The sequence below is a fragment of the Actinomadura napierensis genome (assembly GCF_039529375.1).
Lineage (GTDB): Bacteria > Actinomycetota > Actinomycetes > Streptosporangiales > Streptosporangiaceae > Spirillospora > Spirillospora napierensis.
In genome coordinates, this window is record NZ_BAAAMR010000021.1 from 44,503 (window position 1) to 63,117 (window position 18,615).

Annotated in this window: 15 protein-coding genes; 8 read left to right on the plus strand and 7 right to left on the minus strand. The window is 72.2% G+C overall.

Features of this window, described 5'->3' with window-relative positions; genetic code table 11:
• Positions 1–87: 87 nt before the first annotated feature.
• The 5 genes from ABD296_RS14445 to ABD296_RS14465 form a co-directional block, all read right to left on the minus strand.
• The gene (locus tag ABD296_RS14445; protein WP_344266410.1) at positions 88–2,079 is read right to left on the minus strand and encodes a S9 family peptidase; all 1,992 of its coding nucleotides are present in this window, start codon (positions 2,077–2,079) and stop codon (positions 88–90) included.
• Positions 2,080–2,255: 176 nt separating this feature from the next.
• Positions 2,256–3,266 carry an amino acid ABC transporter permease gene (locus tag ABD296_RS14450; RefSeq protein WP_344266413.1) on the minus strand — a complete coding sequence of 337 codons (1,011 nt, stop codon included), beginning with the start codon at positions 3,264–3,266 and terminating at the stop codon, positions 2,256–2,258.
• On the minus strand, positions 3,263–3,946 hold the full coding sequence (locus ABD296_RS14455; RefSeq protein WP_344266416.1) for an amino acid ABC transporter permease: 684 nt from the start codon (positions 3,944–3,946) through the stop codon (positions 3,263–3,265). Before ABD296_RS14455 ends, ABD296_RS14450 begins: the two co-directional genes overlap by 4 nt.
• 105 nt (positions 3,947–4,051) lie before the next feature.
• A complete protein-coding gene (locus ABD296_RS14460) occupies positions 4,052–4,921 on the minus strand; it encodes a glutamate ABC transporter substrate-binding protein (RefSeq protein ID WP_344266419.1) in 870 nt (289 codons plus the stop codon).
• Between the two features lie 40 nt (positions 4,922–4,961).
• Positions 4,962–5,780, minus strand: a complete 819-nt coding sequence (locus ABD296_RS14465; protein ID WP_344266422.1) for an amino acid ABC transporter ATP-binding protein — start codon at positions 5,778–5,780, stop codon at positions 4,962–4,964.
• A 153-nt stretch (positions 5,781–5,933) separates the two neighbouring features.
• Between ABD296_RS14465 and miaB the strand changes: the two genes are divergently transcribed.
• Positions 5,934–7,481, plus strand: coding sequence for a tRNA (N6-isopentenyl adenosine(37)-C2)-methylthiotransferase MiaB (gene miaB, locus ABD296_RS14470; RefSeq protein WP_344266425.1), 1,548 nt, complete (start codon positions 5,934–5,936; stop codon positions 7,479–7,481).
• Between the two features lie 43 nt (positions 7,482–7,524).
• On the plus strand, positions 7,525–8,268 hold the full coding sequence (locus ABD296_RS14475) for a class III extradiol ring-cleavage dioxygenase family protein (protein ID WP_344266428.1): 744 nt from the start codon (positions 7,525–7,527) through the stop codon (positions 8,266–8,268).
• Here ABD296_RS14475 and ABD296_RS14480 read toward each other — a convergent pair.
• Positions 8,265–8,492 carry an antitoxin gene (locus ABD296_RS14480; protein ID WP_344266431.1) on the minus strand — a complete coding sequence of 76 codons (228 nt, stop codon included), beginning with the start codon at positions 8,490–8,492 and terminating at the stop codon, positions 8,265–8,267. The two genes, ABD296_RS14475 and ABD296_RS14480, sit on opposite strands and share 4 nt — an antisense overlap.
• Positions 8,493–8,615: 123 nt before the next feature.
• On the opposite strand from ABD296_RS14480, the gene miaA reads away from it, so the two are divergent.
• Both miaA and dapF read left to right on the plus strand, forming a co-directional pair.
• Complete coding sequence (gene miaA, locus ABD296_RS14485) at positions 8,616–9,506, plus strand: tRNA (adenosine(37)-N6)-dimethylallyltransferase MiaA (protein WP_344266548.1); 891 nt, start codon at positions 8,616–8,618, stop codon at positions 9,504–9,506.
• Positions 9,507–9,536: 30 nt separating this feature from the next.
• On the plus strand, positions 9,537–10,370 hold the full coding sequence (gene dapF / locus ABD296_RS14490) for a diaminopimelate epimerase (RefSeq protein WP_344266434.1): 834 nt from the start codon (positions 9,537–9,539) through the stop codon (positions 10,368–10,370).
• A gap of 273 nt (positions 10,371–10,643) precedes the next feature.
• Here the strand turns inward: dapF and ABD296_RS14495 are convergent, their stop codons facing one another.
• On the minus strand, positions 10,644–12,608 hold the full coding sequence (locus ABD296_RS14495; RefSeq protein ID WP_344266437.1) for a sensor histidine kinase: 1,965 nt from the start codon (positions 12,606–12,608) through the stop codon (positions 10,644–10,646).
• A gap of 346 nt (positions 12,609–12,954) precedes the next feature.
• On the opposite strand from ABD296_RS14495, the gene ABD296_RS14500 reads away from it, so the two are divergent.
• The 4 genes from ABD296_RS14500 to ABD296_RS14515 are packed head-to-tail and all read left to right on the plus strand — an operon-like array spanning position 12,955 to position 18,597.
• A complete protein-coding gene (locus ABD296_RS14500; RefSeq protein WP_344266440.1) occupies positions 12,955–13,956 on the plus strand; it encodes an ABC transporter permease in 1,002 nt (333 codons plus the stop codon).
• On the plus strand, positions 13,953–14,864 hold the full coding sequence (locus ABD296_RS14505) for an ABC transporter permease (RefSeq protein ID WP_344266443.1): 912 nt from the start codon (positions 13,953–13,955) through the stop codon (positions 14,862–14,864). Before ABD296_RS14500 ends, ABD296_RS14505 begins: the two co-directional genes overlap by 4 nt.
• Entirely contained in the window at positions 14,861–16,918 is a 2,058-nt protein-coding gene (locus tag ABD296_RS14510) for an ABC transporter ATP-binding protein (protein ID WP_344266446.1), read from the plus strand. Before ABD296_RS14505 ends, ABD296_RS14510 begins: the two co-directional genes overlap by 4 nt.
• Entirely contained in the window at positions 16,915–18,597 is a 1,683-nt protein-coding gene (locus ABD296_RS14515; RefSeq protein WP_344266449.1) for an ABC transporter family substrate-binding protein, read from the plus strand. Before ABD296_RS14510 ends, ABD296_RS14515 begins: the two co-directional genes overlap by 4 nt.
• Positions 18,598–18,615 lie beyond the last annotated feature (18 nt).

An 18,615-nucleotide genomic window follows, 5' to 3' on the forward strand; every position in this document is an offset into this window, starting at 1 on the left:
GCCGCCGGCGAGCGCGCCGTCTGAACGCCGCGCCGGCCGGTGCCGTCCGCCGGTGGCCCGGGCGCCGCCGGCGGACGAGCGGACGGCTCAGGCGACCGTCAGGTCGATGGGGTCGACCCCGCGCGGCTGGAAGCCGAGCGTCTGGCCGTAGAACGCCAGCTCCGCCTCCAGGCACGCGATGACGGTGTCGGCGCGGCGGAAGCCGTGCGACTCGCCCTCGAAGGTCAGGTACGCGTACGGCATCTTCTTGGCGGCCAGCGCGACCGCGAACCGCTCGGACTGGTCCGGCGGCACCACCGGGTCGTTGAGGCCCTGCAGGAGCAGCACGGGGCAGGCGGTCCGGTCGGCCCGGTTGAGGGGCGAGCGCTCCTCGTAGGCCCGCTCGAAGCCCGGCAGCGGCCCGATCAGCCCGAACAGGTAGTGCGACTCGAAGTCGTGGGTGGCCTCGGCGAAGCTCTGCAGGTCGCTGATCCCGTAGTAGGACGTGGCGGCCTTGAACAGGTCGGTCTGGGTGGCGGCGGCGAGCGTCGTCCAGCCGCCCGCGGAACCGCCGCGGATGGCCAGCCGGGCCGGGTCCGCTATGCCGCCGTCGACGAGCGCCTGGGCGGCGGCGATGGCGTCCTCCACGTCCACCACGCCCCATTGGCGGCGCAGGCGTTCGCGGTAGGCGCGCCCGTAGCCGGTCGACCCGCCGTAGTTGACGTCGATGACGCCGATACCGCGGCTGGTGAAATAGCACCGTTCCAGGTCGAGGTCCTTGGAGACGCGGCCGGTCGGGCCGCCGTGCACGAACACCACGTAGGGCGGCAGCTCCCCTTCCGGGGCGGCGGCCTCCGGGTTGGTGGGCGGGAAAACGTAGGCGTGGACGGGACGCCCGAACGGACCTTCCAGGCGCTCGGTGCGCGGCTTCGACAGGTACGCCACGTCGGGCAGTTCGGCGAGCTCGCGGCGGAGCCCCTCGACGCGGCCCGTGGTGGTGTCCACGCGCACCACCGAGGTCGGCAGGTCGGGACCGCCCGCGATGCCGACGATCGTCGCGCCGTCGGCCGACAGCTGCGGGTGCCAGTCCTCGTAGGGCACCTCCACGTCGACCAGGTCGAGCGTGTCGGGGTCGTAGATGCCGAGCCGCATGTCGCCCTCGCCGTGCAGGACGGCGAGGCGCCCGTCGCCCAGCAGCGCGTACGGCATGCCGCCGAGCTGCCACAGCGCCCCGGTGAACTCCTCCTCGGCCGGGAACTGCGCCTGCGGCGACTCGCCGTGCAGGCCGACCTGGTAGATGTTCCACCAGCCGGGCCAGTCGGAGATGACGTAGAGGGACTCGTCGTCGCGCCACAGCGGCGCGACGACGGACTCGGTGAGGCCGCCCTTGACGGTGCGCGGCGCGACCGTGGTGCCGTCCTCGAGGGCCGCCACGCGCAGCTCCGTCCCGTCCCACGGCATGCGCGGGTGGTTCCACTGCACCCAGGCGAGGTGCCCGCCGCTCGGGGACGGCACGGGGGAGGCGTAGAAGTGCGCGCCGGTGACGAGCTCGCGGATGGCCCCGGCGTCGTCGGCGGCGCTGCCGTCCAGCGGGACGGCGACGATGGCGCGGCGGATCCCGGCGGCGCCGTCCCCGCCCTCGGGCGGCTCGGCGATGTGCCCCTCGCACACGCACCAGATCTCGGTGCCGTCGGGGGACAGCACGTAGTCGGCGTAGCGCAGCCCCGCCTGGACGGCCGGTTCCGGCGTCAGCGGGTAGGGCTTGGGGTCGCCCGCGTCCAGCCGGTGGAGCCGCTGGTCCTCGTAGTTGGAGAACACGAGGGAGACGCCGTCGGCGGTGCGGACCGGCAGGTACGAGCGCCCGCCGTACTCGTGCACGCGCGTACGGGCGTCCCAGGGCGCCTGGAGCAGCTCGGTACGGTGACCGCCCTTGAGATGGATGACCGTCGTACGCCCGCCCTCCTCGGGACGGGTCTCCTGCCACCACACGTCATCGCCCACGACGGTGGGAAAACTGAGGCGCAGCCGGGCGCGGGCCACGTCGGCGGCGGAGATGGGGGAAGGCCAGGAGCCGTAGGGGAGGGTCGCACGAGCGGTCATACCAGGAATCGTCCCGCATACGGGGATCGGTTGGGGCCATGACGGGTGCTTTGACTTCGGAAAGATATATGCCGGTCACAGGTGATCGCCGCGCTCCTCGCCCCCCGCGGCGAGGCCCGGCAAAGCGGAGGGCGCCGCCGGGAACCGGCGGCGCCCCACAAGTCGGGCGAAAGCGGTCAGGCCGGAGCGACTCCGGACCCGCCCGCGGTCTGCTGCGTGACCGACATCCCGGGCGCCGGCGGGGCGCCGGTCCCGGTGCCGAGCGTCGTCCCGGAGGTCTTGCGGTTGCGGCGGCTGCGGCCCTCCAGCCACGTCGCGAACCGGCTCACCGACATGTTGATCGCGATGTAGACGACCGCGATGACGATCCCGGCCTGGATCTTGTTGTTGTGGTAGTTCGCCGGGATCAGGTTGAAGCCCGCGTTGAGCAGCTCGCTGTAGGCGATGATGAAGCCGAGCGCGGTGTCCTTGAGCAGGACGACGAGCTGGCTCACGATCGCCGGCATCATCACCCGGATGGCCTGCGGCAGCAGCACCAGCCGCATGACGCCGTTCTTGCGCAGGCCGATGGAGTAGGCGGCCTCCGACTGCCCCTTCGGGATGGACAGCACGCCCGCCCGCACGACCTCCGCCAGCACCGAGCCGTTGTACAGCACCAGGCCGAACACGACCGCGGCGAAGGCCGGCACGATGACGGTCCCGGCGTTGATCTTCACGCCGAACAGCGCGAAGAAGTCGTCCACCAGGACGCGCTGGAGGGTGCCGAACTGCGAGCCGGCGATCGACGGGCTGATCTTGTTCGGGACGAAGAACATCAGGAAGATCAGGATCAGCAGCGGGATCGCGCGGAAGAACTCGACCACCGCGCCGGCCGGGATCCGGACCCACCAGTGGTCCGACAGCCGGCCGAGGCCGAACACGATCCCGAACAGCATGGCCAGCACGGCCGCGACCGCCGCCGCCTTCAGCGTGCTGCCGAGGCCCGGAAGGATCATCTCCCGCCAGACCGTCCACTTCAGGAACGGGTTCCACAGCTCGCCCGCGAACTGGCCCTTGTCGTTGAACCGCCAGACGAGGGCGCCGAAGATCGCCAGCAGCACGACCGCCGAGACGGCGGTCAGCAGCCGGTTGCGCGCCCGCGCCCGCGGTCCGGGGGCGTCGAAGAGGACCGTCGCTTCCTTGGTCACCGCGCCACCGCCATCCGCTTGGCCAGCCAGCCGAAGAAGAACCCGGTCGGCAGAATCAGGATCATGAAGCCGACGGCCACCCCGATGAACAGCGGGATCGCGCCGCCGGTGAAGGTCGGCGCGTCCAGCAGCGTCTTGCTGACCAGCGCCACCTCGGCGTAGCTCGCCGCCGCCGCCACCGTCGTGTTCTTGATCATCGCGATGAGGATGCTCCCCATCGGCGCGATCACCGAGCGGAACGCCTGCGGCAGGATGATCATCCGCAGCGACTGGGTGAAGGTCAGCCCGATCGACCGCGCCGCCTCGGCCTGCCCGAGCGGCACCGTGTTGATGCCCGAGCGCAGGGTCTCGCAGACGAACGCGCCGGTGTAGCCCGACAGCCCGAGGACCGCCCACCAGTAGTAGGTCGTCGAGGAGTTCTCCGAGAACGTCAGGTGCAGCGTGTCGTTGAGCCCCTGGGCGCACAGCAGCAGCACCAGGGTCAGCGGCGTGTTGCGGACGACGTTGACGTAGCCCGTGCCGAACGACCGCAGCACCGGCACCGGGGAGACCCGGAAGCTCGCGAGGAGCGTGCCGATGATGAGCGACAGGACCGCCGACGCCGCGGCCAGGCGGATCGTCGCCCAGAACCCGTCGAGGATCTCGTCGAAATGGTCGAAGAAGGCGGTGAAGTCAAACATTGCTTAGCTGTTCCATAGCGTTCCAGCCGGTCGATTCCACGCCGGCGCCTCCCCGGGAGCGCGTCTCCGGGGAGGCACCGGCCGAGGGGGAGCCTCAGCCCGGGATCAGGCGCAGCCCTCCATCTGAGGGGCGGTCGTGGCGAGCTTCAGACCCGTGCCCGTGAAGTTCTTCTCCAGGTAGGTCTTGGCGCTTCCGTCGGTGTACATCTTCTGGATGGCGGAGTTGACCGCCTCGCAGGTCTCCTTGTCGCCCTTCTTGATCCCGACGCCGTACTTCTCGTCGGTGAAGGGGTCGTTGATGACCTTGAACTGGCCGGGCTGCTGCGCGGCGAAGCCGGCGAGGATCAGGTCGTCGGTGCTCACCGCGTCCAGGGCGCCGCTCTTCAGCTTGCTCACGCAGTCGGAGTAGCTGTTGGCGTCGACCAGCGTGACGCCCTTGATGTTGAGCTTGCCGTCCGGCGGGCCCTCGGTGACGCGGCGGAAGGAGTTGGACCCGGCCGCCCGGCACAGCTTCTTGCCCTTGAGGTCCTGGGCCTTCTTGATGCTGCTGTTCTTGGCCTGCACCATCGTGTCCTGGTGCGCGACGTAGTACGGGCCGCCGAAGGTGACCTGCGACTTGCGCGCGTCGGTGATGGAGTAGGTGGCGATCACCAGGTCGACCTGGCCGCCGCCGAGGAACGACTCGCGGTTGGCGGAGGTCGTCTCCTTGAAGGTGATGCCGCTCTCGGGGACGCCGAGCTGCTTGGCGATGTACCGGGCGACGTCGACGTCGAAGCCGGCGAACGTCCCGTCCGGCTTCTTCAGCCCCAGCGAGGGCTGGTCGAACTTGATGCCGATCGTCAGCTTCTTGTCTTCCTTGGCCTTCTGGACGACCGTCTTCGCCTCGGTCTTCTCCTTGTCGCTGCCGCAGGCCGTCGCGGCCAGTGACAGTGCCAGGCCCGCGCCGATGAGTGCGCCGAAACGCCGTAGTCGCATTGCTCGCTACACCTCTGCTTCTCTGCCGGAGCCCCGCGGCTCAGTGCGTGAGGATCTTGGAAAGGAAGTCCTTCGCGCGGTCCGTGCGCGCGTTGGTGAAGAACTCGTCGGGGGTGTTCTCCTCGACGATCTGCCCGTCCGCCATGAACACGACCTTCTGCGCGGCCCGGCGGGCGAAGCCCATCTCGTGGGTCACCACGATCATCGTCATGCCCTCCCGGGCCAGGCCGGTCATGACGTCGAGCACCTCGTTGACCATCTCGGGGTCGAGCGCCGAGGTGGGCTCGTCGAAGAGCATCACCTTCGGCCGCATCGCGAGGGAGCGGGCGATCGCGGCGCGCTGCTGCTGCCCGCCGGAGAGCTGGGCGGGGTACTTGGCCGCCTGGTCGGCGATGCCGACGCGCTCGAGAAGCTCCATCGCGTGCTTCTCCGACTCCTGCCTGCCCTGCTTGCGGACCTTGACCGGGCCGAGCGTGACGTTCTCCAGGATCGTCTTGTGGGCGAAGAGGTTGAACGACTGGAACACCATGCCCACGTCCGCGCGGAGGCGCGCCAGGTCCTTGCCCTCTTTGGGCAGCTCTTTGCCGTCGACGAGGATCCGGCCGCCGTCGATGGGCTCCAGCCGGTTGATCGACCTGCACAGGGTCGACTTCCCGCCGCCCGAAGGGCCGATGACGACGACGACCTCACCGCGGTCGACGGTGAGGTTGATGTCCTTGAGCACGTGCAGCTCGCCGAAGTGCTTGTGGACGTGCTCGACGACGACGAGCGGTCCCGTGCCGGTTGCGGCGGCCTGCGTGATGGCGTCATCCGGCCCTTGCCCCTTGGTCAGGTCGGGCCCGCCTTCGCTGTCCGTCATGCGGTCGGACTTTACGTCATCCCGCAGGACGCGTTGGTTCCGCCGCGGTACCGATCCGATCACGACTGCGCAGTTCGGCGGGTGGATCGGGCGCCGCGGCGTGATCGCCGGTGCCCGGCGCGCACCCTCCGGCGCGTACGCTTGGGGACTGTCATGAGTGCGCCTTTGGAGACGAGCCCCCGCACGTACGAGATCCGTACCTACGGGTGCCAGATGAACGTCCACGACTCCGAGCGGCTGTCCGGGCTGCTGGAGGCGGCCGGCTACGTGCGCGCGGCCGACGTGGAGCCCGACGTGGTGGTGTTCAACACCTGCGCGGTGCGGGAGAACGCCGACAACCGGCTCTACGGCAACCTCGGCCATCTGCGGCCCGTCAAGGACGGTCATCCGGGCATGCAGATCGCCGTGGGCGGCTGCCTGGCGCAGAAGGACCGCGACACCATCGTCAAGCGCGCCCCCTGGGTGGACGTGGTGTTCGGCACCCACAACATCGGGGCGCTGCCCGCGCTGCTGGAGCGGTCGCGGGTGCAGAGCGAGGCGCAGGTCGAGATCGAAGAGTCGCTGGTGACCTTCCCCTCGACACTGCCGACGCGCCGCGAGTCGCCTTACGCGGCCTGGGTGTCGATCTCCGTGGGCTGCAACAACACGTGCACGTTCTGCATCGTCCCGTCGCTGCGCGGCAAGGAGAAGGACCGCCGCCCCGGGGAGATCCTCGCCGAGATCGAGGCGCTGGTGGGCGAGGGCGTCCTGGAGATCACGCTGCTGGGGCAGAACGTCAACGCCTACGGCTCGGGCTTCGGCGCGCTGTCCGCCGCACCGGACGAGGTGCGCGCGATGACCGCCGACGGTTCCTCCGCTTTCGCGGGCCTGCTGCGCGCGTGCGGGAACGTGGACGGCCTGGAGCGGGTCCGGTTCACCTCACCGCACCCCAAGGACTTCACCGACGACGTGATCGCGGCGATGGCCGAGACCCCGAACGTCATGCCGTCCCTGCACATGCCGCTGCAGTCCGGCTCGGACGCGGTGCTGCGGGCGATGCGCCGCTCGTACCGGCAGGAGCGCTATCTCGGCATCATCGAGAAGGTGCGGGCCGCCATCCCGGACGCGGCGATCACCACCGACATCATCGTGGGCTTCCCGGGCGAGACCGAGGCGGACTTCGAGCAGACCTTGCACGTGGTGCGCGAGGCGCGGTTCTCCTCGGCGTTCACGTTCCAGTACTCCAAGCGCCCGGGGACGCCCGCCGCCACCATGGACGGGCAGCTGCCCAAGGCGGTCGTGCAGGAGCGGTACGAGCGGCTCGTCGCCCTCCAGGAGGAGATCTCCTGGTCGGAGAACAAGAAGCAGCTCGGCCGCACCCTGGAGGTCCTCGTGGCCGAGGGCGAGGGCCGCAAGGACGAGGAGACCCGCCGCCTGTCGGGCCGCGCGTCCGACAACCGCCTGGTCCACTTCCGGGCGCCGGACGAGCCCGTCCGCCCCGGCGACATGGTCACCGTCGAGGTGACCTATGCGGCGCCCCATCACCTGGTGGCCGACAAGCCGGTCCAGTACGTCCGCCGTACGCGGGCGGGCGACGCGTGGGAGGCGCGCCAGGCCGAGGGGCCGAAGGGCGTCACGCTGGGCATGCCGACGATCGGCCGCCCGGCACAGGGCCAGGCCGCCGCACCGGGCTGCGCCGTCCAGGCCTCGACGCCGGCATGATCGCTCGGGACGCGGAGCGCTGGGCCGAAGTTGTGGGAACGCAATGCTGATCTCGGCGGCGGTCTGCCCGCATCCGCCCATCCTGGTACCCGCCCTGGCGGTGGGAGCCGCGGCGGAGCTGGACGGTCTGCGCGCCGCATGCGACGAGGCCGTCCGCCGGCTCGACGCGGGCGGCGGGGACGGCACAGCGGACGCCCTGATCGTCGTGGGCGGGGCCTCGGAGACGCGCGCCTACGGCGCCGGCGCCTACGCGACCCTGCGCCCGTACGGCCTCGACTGGACGAGCCCCGCCGATCCGGCGGACGGGTACGGCGGCGAGGCGCTGCCGCTGTCCCTCACCATCGGGTCCTGGCTGCTCGAACAGCACGGCCTGGCCGCGGACGCGCGCTACCGGTCCATCGCGTTCGACGCGGATCCAGGCGACTGCCTGCGCTTGGGCGCCGAGCTGGCCGGATCGGCGGAGCGCGTCGCGCTGCTGGTGATGGGCGACGGGTCCGCGTGCCGGACGGAGAAGGCGCCCGGCTATCTCGACGAGCGGGCGCAGCCCTACGACGAGCGTGTCGCCTGTGCGCTCGGCAAAGGCGACGCCGCCGCCCTCGCCGCGCTGGATCCCGGCGTGTCGCGGGAACTCCAGGCGGCCGGGCGCGCGGCGTGGCAGGTGCTCGCGGGCGCTGCCACGGCCGCGGCACCGGCCGGTTTCACGGCCTCGCTACTGGCCGACGACGCGCCGTACGGGGTCGGTTACTTCGTTGCGAGCTGGTCGAGGAGTGACCGTACGGCGGTCTAGTGGGGCTTGTTGGCGCCCGGCATACCGCCGCCGGTGCCGCCCTCGTTGCCGCGGTCGTTGCCGCGGTCGATGTAGTCGCCCGCCTTGTCCTGGGCCTTGTCGACCTTGTCGGCGTACTTGCCGCCGGTCTTCTGGTCGAACATGTCCCCGGCCTTCTCCACGCCCGACCTGGCCTGGTCGGGGTGCTGGCCCAGCATTTCCTTGACCTTGTCGATGAAGGACATTCGTGTGCCCCCGGATCCCTCGGTTCGGCGGCTCCCGCGGGCCGGTGCGGCCCGGTGGGGAGCCCGTACGCGCAGGGCCATACCCACTCTGTTGCCACAATTGCATTCGTGACCTCTCCAGATGTGATCGCGGTCGTGGGGGCGACGGCCGCCGGCAAGTCCGACCTCGCCGTGGAACTGGCGCTCCGCCTCGGCGGGGAGGCCGTCAACGCCGATTCGATGCAGCTCTACCGCGGCATGGACATCGGCACGGCGAAGCTGGCGCCGGCCGAGATGCGCGGGATCCCGCACCACCTGCTGGACGTCTGGGACGTCACGGAGACGGCGAGCGTCGCCGAGTACCAGCGGCTCAGCGCGGACGCGGTCGCGGCGGTCCGCGCGCGCGGACATGTCCCCGTCCTGGTCGGGGGATCCGGGCTCTACGTGCGCGCCGCCTTGGACCGGCTGGAGTTCCCCGGGACGGACCCGGCCGTCCGGGCGCGCCTGGAGGACGAACTGGAGCGGGAGGGGCCGGCTGTCCTGCACGCCCGCCTCCGCGACCTGGACCCGGCGGCGGCCGACGCGATCCTGCCGAGCAACGGGCGCCGCATCGTCCGCGCTCTGGAGGTCATCGAGATCTCCGGCCGTCCGTTCACCGCCACCTTGCCGGAGCACACCTACCGCTACGACGCGGTGGTGCAGATCGGGTTGAGCGTGCCGCGCGAGAAGCTGGACGAGCGGATCGCCCTGCGCGTGCAACGGATGTGGGACGCCGGGCTGGTGGACGAGGTCCGCGCCCTGGAGAAGCAGGGGCTGCGGAACGGCCTGACGGCAGGCCGCGCCCTCGGCTACGCCCAGGTGCTCCGGTACCTGGCCGGGGAGTGGACGGAGGAGCACGCCAAGGAGGAGACGATCCGGACGACGCGGCGTTTCGCGCGCCGCCAGGAGTCGTGGTTCCGCCGGGACCCCCGCGTCCACTGGCTTCCCCACGACGCCCCCGACCTGGTGGAGCGGGCCCTCGCACTGGTCGGATGAGGTGTCCGCCCCAGGCCATACGATCGAGGTATGCGGTTTGTTAAGGGGCATGGCACCGAGAACGACTTCGTGATCCTGCCCGACCCGGACGGCGTGCTGGATCTCACGGCGGACGCGGTGGTGCGGCTGTGCGACCGCCGCGCCGGCATCGGCGCGGACGGGATCCTCCGGGTCGTCCGCACGAAGGCGATGGACCTCGGCGACATCGATGGGTCCGGCGGCACCGAGGCTCTTGATGGCGCGGAGTGGTTCATGGACTACCGCAACGCCGACGGCAGCATCGCCGAGATGTGCGGCAACGGCGTCCGCGTGTTCGCCCGCTACCTCGTCGACTCCGGTCTCGCCGCCCCAGGGGAGTGGGACATCGCCACGCGGGGCGGTCTCAAGCACGTGACGCTCGGGCCGTCCGGTGACGTGAGCGTCGACATGGGCACGCCCGTACCGCTCGGTCCCGGTGAGGCGTCGCTCGCGGGTGCCGTGTTCCGCGGCGAACGGGTCTCCATGGGGAACCCGCACCTCGCGTGCCCTGTGTACCTTCCCGTCGCCGCCCTCGACCTGTCGCGCGCCCCGGAATTCGATCCCCAGGCGTTCCCGGACGGGGTGAACGTCGAGTTCTACCGGCCCGTGGGGGAGCGGCACCTGGAGATGCGCGTGTACGAGCGCGGTTCCGGCGAGACGCGCTCCTGCGGCACGGGCACCGTGGCCGCCGCCGTGGCGGCGGCCGCAGGCACGACCGGGCCCGGCGAGTGGACCGTGGACGTCCTCGGCGGGCGGCTGACCGTCACGCTCGACGGCGGGACCAGCCACCTGCGGGGCCCGGCGGTCCTGGTCGCCGAGGGCGAGACCCGGCCGGGCTGGATCTAGTCGAGTCCGCCCCGACCAGGGCAGACGGCGCGTCCGGCGCGGTCCCGGATCGATCGGGACAAGTGTCCCTCTGCAACGGGACCGCGGGCCGCATAACTTCTCTCTTGCACACCCTCTGGTGAATGGCCCGTATGGAACCGGGATGGGAGCCCCGGCGCCGTACGGAGCCCGAGGGCCGGTGGCGACCTTCTTGGCGGGGGGCGGTCACCGGCCCTCCCACCCGGGAGGCCCGCGGAGAGCCGCAGCCGGCCGCCGGATCCCACGAAGGTCCTCTCAGTTCCGAGCGCCGTTGACGGGCAGCCGGGCACGGACCAGCGTCCCTCCCTTGGGCCCCGGCCCCACCGTGCAGGAACCGCCGAGTTCGGCCGCGCGCTCGCGCATGGACGACATGCCGATGCCGGAACGCAGCTGCGGGGGAAGCCCCACACCGTCGTCGTCGACGGTCACGTGCAGATCGCCGTTCAGGTAGAGCCGCACCACCGCCGACTCCGCCCTGGCGTGCCGGTGCACGTTCGTCAGGGCCTCCTGGACGATCCGGTACGCGGCCACCTCGGCGGCGGCGGGGAGCCGCTCCAGGTCGCCTTCGACATGGACGTCCACACGGGGCCCGTCGCCGGTCGCCACGACGCCGCCGAGGGCCTGGATCGCGCCGGCGAGCCCCAGGTCGTCCAGGGCGGGGGGACGCAGCCCGTACACCAACTCGCGGATGTCGCCGATGGTGCGGCCCATCATCGTCCGCAGGTTCTCCAGCAGCGCGTCGGCGGCCTCCGGGTCGGTCTTCATGGTGATGCGCGCGGCGTCCACCGTCATGGCGAGGCTGGCGAGCGTCGGCCCGAGCCCGTCGTGCAGGTCGCGGCGGAGGCGGCGCCGCTCCTCCTCCCGGGTCCGCAGGATGCGCTCGCGGGAGCGCTGCACGTCGGCGGTCAGCCGGGCCGCGTTCGCCAGCTCGGCGAGGTTGCGGGCGAGGATGCCCGACATCCGGGCGTCCGGCGGCCGGGAGACGCCGAACAGCAGCCGGCCCACCGGCTCGCCGTGCCACACCAGCGGGATGAGCTGCGGGCGGTTCCCGAGCACGCCGTCCTCCGCCGAGACCGTCCGGCCCTCGCGGTCCAGGACCTCGATCACGACGCCGGTGGCGTGCAGCGCGGTGCGGGCCACCTCGGCGGCGGCCGCCAGCGCGGCGGCCGGGTCGGCGGCGGTCTGCAGTCGCCGGTTCAGCCGGTCGGCGATCCGGTAGGGGTCGCGCTCGCCGTGGATCAGGCTGTCCACCGCGCGCTGCAGCCGCCGCCGGACCGGCTCGAACACCGCGCCCGCCGCGACGGCGCCGGCGAGGCCCGCCAGCGTCCCGTAGCCGTGCGCGAGCAGGCTCGCGGCGCCGACCAGCGCGAAGTACACGCCGGTGATCACCACGACCAGCCCGGCGTAGACCAGCGTCCGGCTCACCACGAGGTCGATGTCGTACAGCCGGTAGCGGCGGATGGCGATCGCGATGCAGATCGGCACGGCGGCGATGCTGAGATCGCGCAGCGGGTCGCCGATCGCGCTGTTCTCCCCGACGTAGATGACGGCCTGGGCGAGGACGCCGGGGTAGACGACCCAGGCGATCTGCCGCCGCACGTCCGGCGACGACCGGACGAACCGGACCACCAGCGACAGCAGCCCCCCGGCCAGCGTCCCGAGGATCAGCACGCTGATCGCGACCGGGATGTCCTCGAACGGGTAGACCGACACCCCGTTGTGGAACCGCCGGACGCCCGGATCGATCGTCAGGTGCACGCACACGACCACCGGCACGAGGCAGGCCAGCCACAGCACGGGCCGGAACCAGCGCGACACGACCCGCCCGTCCGGGAAGATCAGCGGCAGGACGAGCGTGAGCGCGTAGGTGTCGACGGCCCACAGCCACGTGCCGAGCCACTTGAGGAAGCCGGCCCCGGACCAGTCGTGCTGCGCGAACCAGGGCCCGAGGTTCAGCACCAGGACGTACACCGCCGCGGTGAACCCGGAGCCGAGCATCAGCCAGCCGACCCGCAGCCCGGCCCGCTGGCGCAGCAGCAAGGCGGCCACCGGCGTCCAGAACAGGGCGATGACGATCTCCGGATGCCACCAGACCAGCCGCACACCGGCGGGGAGGGAAGCGCCGAGGAGCAGTGACGCGGCGACGGCGAGCACGGCCGCCAGGGCGAGCGGGACCGCCGCGCGTGCCGCGGGCCCGCGGCCGTGCTCGACGGTCTCCATGTGAGCTCCCCCGATTCAAAAGTAATGGAATGTTAAAACGTCCAGCTCCTTGTCCTGCACACATGGGGGCGTCCGCCTCAGGACAGGCGCGTCCGGGGGGAGCCGGCGCCGCGCTCGCCGCGGCGCGTGCCGTGATGGTAGCCGCGGAACCGGGCGCTGAGAACGGATGTCCCAGTTCAGGGCATTCCGGAGCGGAACCATGACCGGCGGCGCGGCGAAGTTCCGGTGCGCACCGGCAGCGGGTGGCGGTCCGGTAACGGAAACGGGAACCATCGGCGTTTCTCCCGCGCGCTACGTGATCACTCCATAGCATTCGGTGATCGGTGCGTGCGGCGGGAGGAGGGACATGGCGGCGTTCCTGCTGCGCCGGCTCGCGAACTACGCGGTGCTGGTCGTGGCGGCCACGAGCCTTGCCTACCTGCTCGCCGCGGCCGCCCTCGACCCGCGGTCCAACTTCGACGGCCGCGCGCCCCGCCCGCCCGAGTCCGTCATCGACGCGCGGCTCAGCGAGCTCAACCTGAACGACCGGACGCCGGTGGCGGACCGGTACGGCAGATGGGCGGCGGGCGTCCTGCGCGGCGACTTCGGGCGCACGTGGGAGGGCCGTCCCGTCGACGCGGAGCTGTGGCGGCGGCTGGGGGTGAGCCTGCGGCTGCTGTTCGCGGGCGCTTGCCTGGGCTCGGTTCTGGGCATCCTGCTCGGCGCCTGTGCGGCGATACGGCACGGGCGTGCGGCCGACCGGTTCATCACGTTCGGGTCCTACCTGCTCTTGGCCGTCCCCGTGTTCGTGTTGGCGGTGCTGTTGCAGGTCGTCGCGGCCAAGGCCAACGACGCGATGGGGATGCACGTGTTCGCCTGGGTGGGCGAGAGCACCCCGGGAGCGGCGTCCGGGCCGTTCGGCGCGTTCGGCGGGTTCGCCGACCGGATACGGCATCTGATGCTTCCGACCGTCACCATCGCGCTGACACAGTTCGCGCTGTACAGCCGTTACCAGCGCAGCCTGATGATGGACGTCCTGCACGCCGATTATGTGCGCACGGCGCGGGCGAAGGGGCTGCGGCACCGCAGCGCCCTCCTGCAGCACGGGCTGCGCACCGCGCTGATCCCGATGACCACCTACTTCGCGTACTCGTTCGGGTTCCTGCTGCTGGGCGGCATGTTCTGCGAGCAGGTCTTCGGCTGGCACGGCATGGGCGAATGGCTGGTCGAGGCGATTTCGCGCGGCGACGTCAACGTGGTCGCGGCCATCTGCTGCCTGGCGGCGTGCGGGGTCCTGTCCGCCGGGCTGGTGTCGGACGTCGTGCAAGGGATGCTCGACCCCCGCGTCCGTAGCGGGGCGGTGGCGTGACCGCTGGACTGGCGGCGCGCACGGCGCCCGAGCGCCCCGCACCCGCGCCGCCTCCCGCCGAACCCGCGCGGCTGCCGCGGCGCCTGGCGCGCAACAAGCGGGCGATCACCGGGCTGGTCCTGCTCGCCGTGCTGTGCGCGGTCGCGTTCGCGGCGCCGCTGCTGTCGCCGTGGGGATGGAACGACACCGACTTCACCGCGTTCCGGCAGGGCCCGTCGGCGCGGCACTGGCTCGGCACCACGCAGAGCGGCCGGGACGTCCTCGCCCTCACCCTGCGCGGTACGCGGCGGTCGCTGGTCATCGGCATGGCCGTCGCGGTCCTGTCGACCGGGCTCGCGGCGCTGGTCGGCGTGGTCGCCGGGTTCGCGGGCGGCTGGCTCGACCGGATCCTGATGTGGGGGACCGACCTGCTCCTGGTGCTGCCGTCGTTCCTGGTCATCGCCGTGCTGGCGCCGGCGCTCGGCGGCGGAGCGGCGGCGCTGGTGCCGCTGCTGGCGGCGTTTCTCTGGATGATCACCGCGCGGGCGGTGCGGGGCATGACGGCCTCCCTGCGCGAGCGCGAGTACGTGCTGGCCGCCCGGTTCCTCGGTGCGGGCCCGGCCCGCGTGATCGTCCGGCACGTCCTGCCGCAGCTGGCGTCGCTGCTGGTCGTGGACGCGAGCGTGAACGTCAGCGTCGCCGTCATCGCCGAGAGCGGGCTGTCGCTGCTCGGGTTCGGCGTCCGGCCGCCCGACGTCTCGCTGGGCACGCTGATCGCCGCCGGGCAGGGCACCGCGACGGCCCGCCCGTGGCCGTTCGCGGCGGCCGCGGCGATGCTCGTCCTGATCGTCCTTGCGGTCAACCTGCTGGGGGACGGGCTCCGCGACGTCCTGGACCCGGCGCCCCGGCAACGGCGGAGCGGGCGGTGACGGTGCTCGCGGTACGGGGCCTGACGGTCCGGTACGCGCCGGACGTGCACGCGGTCCGCGGGGTGGGCTTCGACGTCGGCGCGGGAGAGGTGCTCGGCGTCGTCGGCGAGTCGGGGTCGGGCAAGACCGCCCTCGCGCTGGCGATCATGGGCCTGCTGCCGCCGGCAGCGCGGGCCACCGGTTCGGTCCGGTTGCGCGGCGACGAGCTGCTCGGACGGTCCGACGCCGAGCTGTCGCGGGTGCGCGGCAAGGACCTGGCGATGGTGTTCCAGGACCCGCTGTCCGCGCTGACGCCCGTCCATCCGGTCGGCGACCAGATCGCGGAGACCATCCGGGTCCACGCGGGTGCCACCCGCGCGGCGGCGCGGGCGCGGGCCGTCGAGCTGCTCGACCTCGTCGGCATCCCCGGAGCGGCGCGCAGGGCGCGCGCCTACCCGCACGAATTCTCCGGCGGGATGCGGCAGCGCGTGATGATCGCCATGGCGATCGCCAACGACCCGGTCGCGATCGTCGCCGACGAGCCGACGACGGCGCTGGACGTCACCGTGCAGGCGCAGGTCCTGGACGTGCTGCGGACCGCGCAGCAGGCCACCGGCGCCGCGATCGTGCTGATCACCCACGACCTCGGCGTCGTCGCCGGGTTCGCCGACCGGATCATGGTGATGTACGCGGGCCGCGCGGTGGAGTCCGGGCCGGTGGAGGAGGTCTACCGACGCCCGCGGATGCCGTACACGATCGGGCTGCTGCAGTCGCTGCCGCGGTTGGGGACGGCGGCGGGCGCCCGTCCGGTGGCGATCGAGGGCACGCCGCACGGCGCGTCCGCAGGGGACGGCGGGTGCGCGTTCCTTCCGCGCTGCCCCGTCGCGGTGGACGCGTGCGGCGGCCAGGAACCCGAACCGGTGCCAGTGGGGCCGTCCGGGCACACCGCCGCCTGCGTCAACACCGCGGCGACAACCGGGCCCGGCGAGGTCTTCCCGCTGCCCGACGCCGTGCCGCCGCCCGCGCGCCCGCCCCGGTGCGAGCGTCCCGTCGTCCTGGAGGTCGAGGCCCTGGTCCGCCACCACCCCCTGTACCGGGGAACGCTGTTCAGGCGGCGGGTGGGGGCCGTGCACGCCGTGGACGGCATCGGGTTCGACGTCCGCGAGGCCGAGACGCTCGCGCTCGTGGGGGAGTCGGGGTGCGGCAAGACGACGGCCCTGATGGAGATCCTGCGGCTGGGCCGCCCGCAGGGCGGACGTGTCGCCGTGCTGGGGGAGGACACCGCCGCCCTGTGCGCAGCCCGCCGCAAGGCGCTGCGGCGCGACCTCCAGGTGGTCTTCCAGGACCCCTTCACCTCACTCGACCCGAGGATGCGGGTCGCGGACATCGTCGCCGAGCCGCTCGCCGCGCACGGCGTGCGCGCGCCCTCCGGCCGCGTCCGGGAACTGCTGGACCTGGTGGGGCTGGACCCGGCACATGCCGCGCGGTACCCGTACGGCCTGTCGGGCGGCCAGAGGCAGCGCGTGGGCATCGCCAGGGCGCTCGCGCTGGAGCCGCGGCTCCTTCTGCTGGACGAGCCCGTCGCCGCGCTGGACGTGTCCGTGCAGGCCGGCGTCATCGACCTGCTCGAAGGGCTGCGCAACCGGCTCGGGATCGCCTACCTGTTCGTGGCGCACGACCTGGCGGTCGTCCACCGCATCGCCGACCGCGTCGCCGTCATGTACATGGGGCGCATCGTGGAGATCGGTTCCGTCGGCGAGGTCTACGGACGGCCCGCCCACCCGTACACGCGCGCGCTGCTGGACGCGGTGCCATTTCCTGATCCGCGCCTGGAGCGGCGCCGCCGCCGCGTCCCGCTGCACGGGGACCCGCCCGACCCCACGGCACCGCCTGCGGGCTGCCGCTTCCGTTCGCGCTGCCCCCGCTACACGGCGCTGGCGGAGCCGGACGCCCGCCGATGCGAAGAGCACGACCCCATGCCCCGTCCCATGGGCGCCGACAGGGACGGCGACCGATGGGCCGCCTGCCACCACCCCCTCATCGAACCCCTCGTCGAAACCGGAGCCGGCTTGTGAACCGCCTGCTGGGCGCCCTTCTCCTCCTCGCCGCGACCGCGCCCCTCGGCGGTTGCGGCGGTCCGGGGCCGGGGGAGACGACGACCCGCGCGTCCGGGCGGCTGCCCGCCTCGGACGTGAACCCGACCCCGCGCGACCACGTCCGCAACGGCGGCACGCTGCGCTGGCCCCTGCCGGAGTTCCCCGCGCAGTGGAACTTCAACGACGTCAACGGGACCAAGGGATCGGTCGAGCAGGTGATCCAGGGCCTGCTGCCCCACCTGATGCGCGCCGACGACAAGGCCGTGCCGCATCCCGTGCCGGAGTACCTCCGCTCGGCCGAGCTGCGGCGGCGCGGGAACGGCCAGGTCGTCACCTACCGGCTCAACCCCGGTGCGCGCTGGTCCGACGGGCGGTCCCTCGGCTATCGCGACTTCGCCGCGCAGGCGCACGCGCTGTCCGGCCGCGATCCGCGCTACGAGGTCTCCACCGTCACCGGCTACCGGCAGATTCAAAGGGTCGAGCAGGGTGCCGACCCCCACACCGTCAAGGTGACCTTCGCGGGAACGTACGCGGACTGGCGGAGCCTGTTCAGCCCGCTCTATCCGGCGACGGCCTACTCGACGCCCGCCGCGTTCAACACGGGGTGGGTCGACCGTATGCCGGTCACGGCGGGGCCGTTCGAGCTGCAGAAGATCGACCAGACGGCCAAGACGGTCACGGTGGTGCGCGACCCGGCCTGGTGGGGCCCGCCCGCCAAGCTCGACCGGATCGTGTACCGGGCGATGGACACCAGCGCGATGCCCGGCGCGTTCGCCAGCAACGAGATCGACCTGATGGACATCGGCCTGGACGCGGGCGCGCTGCACCGCGCGCAGGCCGTTCCCGGCGCCGTCGTGCGCAGGGCGGGCGGCCCCGACTGGCGGCACTTCACCTTCAACGCGGCGGGCCCGATCCTGTCCGATCCGCGTGTCCGGCGCGCCGTCATGCTGGGCATCGACCGGCGCGCGATAGCCCGATCCGACCTGTCCGGCCTCGACGTGCCGATCCAGACACTCGGCAACCACTTCTACGTCAACACCCAGGACGGCTATCAGGACAACTCCGCGGAGCTGGGCGGCTACGACCCGGCGGGCGCGCGGCGGCTCCTGGACCAGGCCGGCTGGGCCCGGCACGGGAAGTACCGCGAGAAGGACGGCCGGACGCTCGCGCTACGGTTCGTCATCCCCGCCGGAGTGCCGAGCAGCGAGCAGGAAGGCGAACTGACGCGCGCGCTGCTGGAACGCATCGGCGTCCGGGTGGACATCGACGCCGTCCCCGCCGACGACGTGTTCGACCACTACGTCACCCCCGGGAACTTCGACATCGTCCCCTTCTCATGGCTCGGCACCTCGTTCCCCGTGTCGCCCATGAAGGCGGTGTTCGCGCGTCCTCGTGGTGACAGCGTCCAGCAGAACTACGCGCGCGCGGGAACGGCCGCCATCGACGCCGCGATGGACCGCGCGATCGCGGAGATCGACCCTGCGAGGATTCACGTCCTTGTGAACGAGGCGGACCGGCTCATCTGGCGGCAGGCGACCGTCCTGCCCCTGTACCAGCGCCCCCAGCTCGTCGCGGTCCGCGGGGATCTGGCCAACATGGGCGCCCGCGGCTTCTACGAGCCCGGCTACCAGGACATCGGCTTCGCGAGCCCCGGCTGACCAATGGGTCCCGGCTGA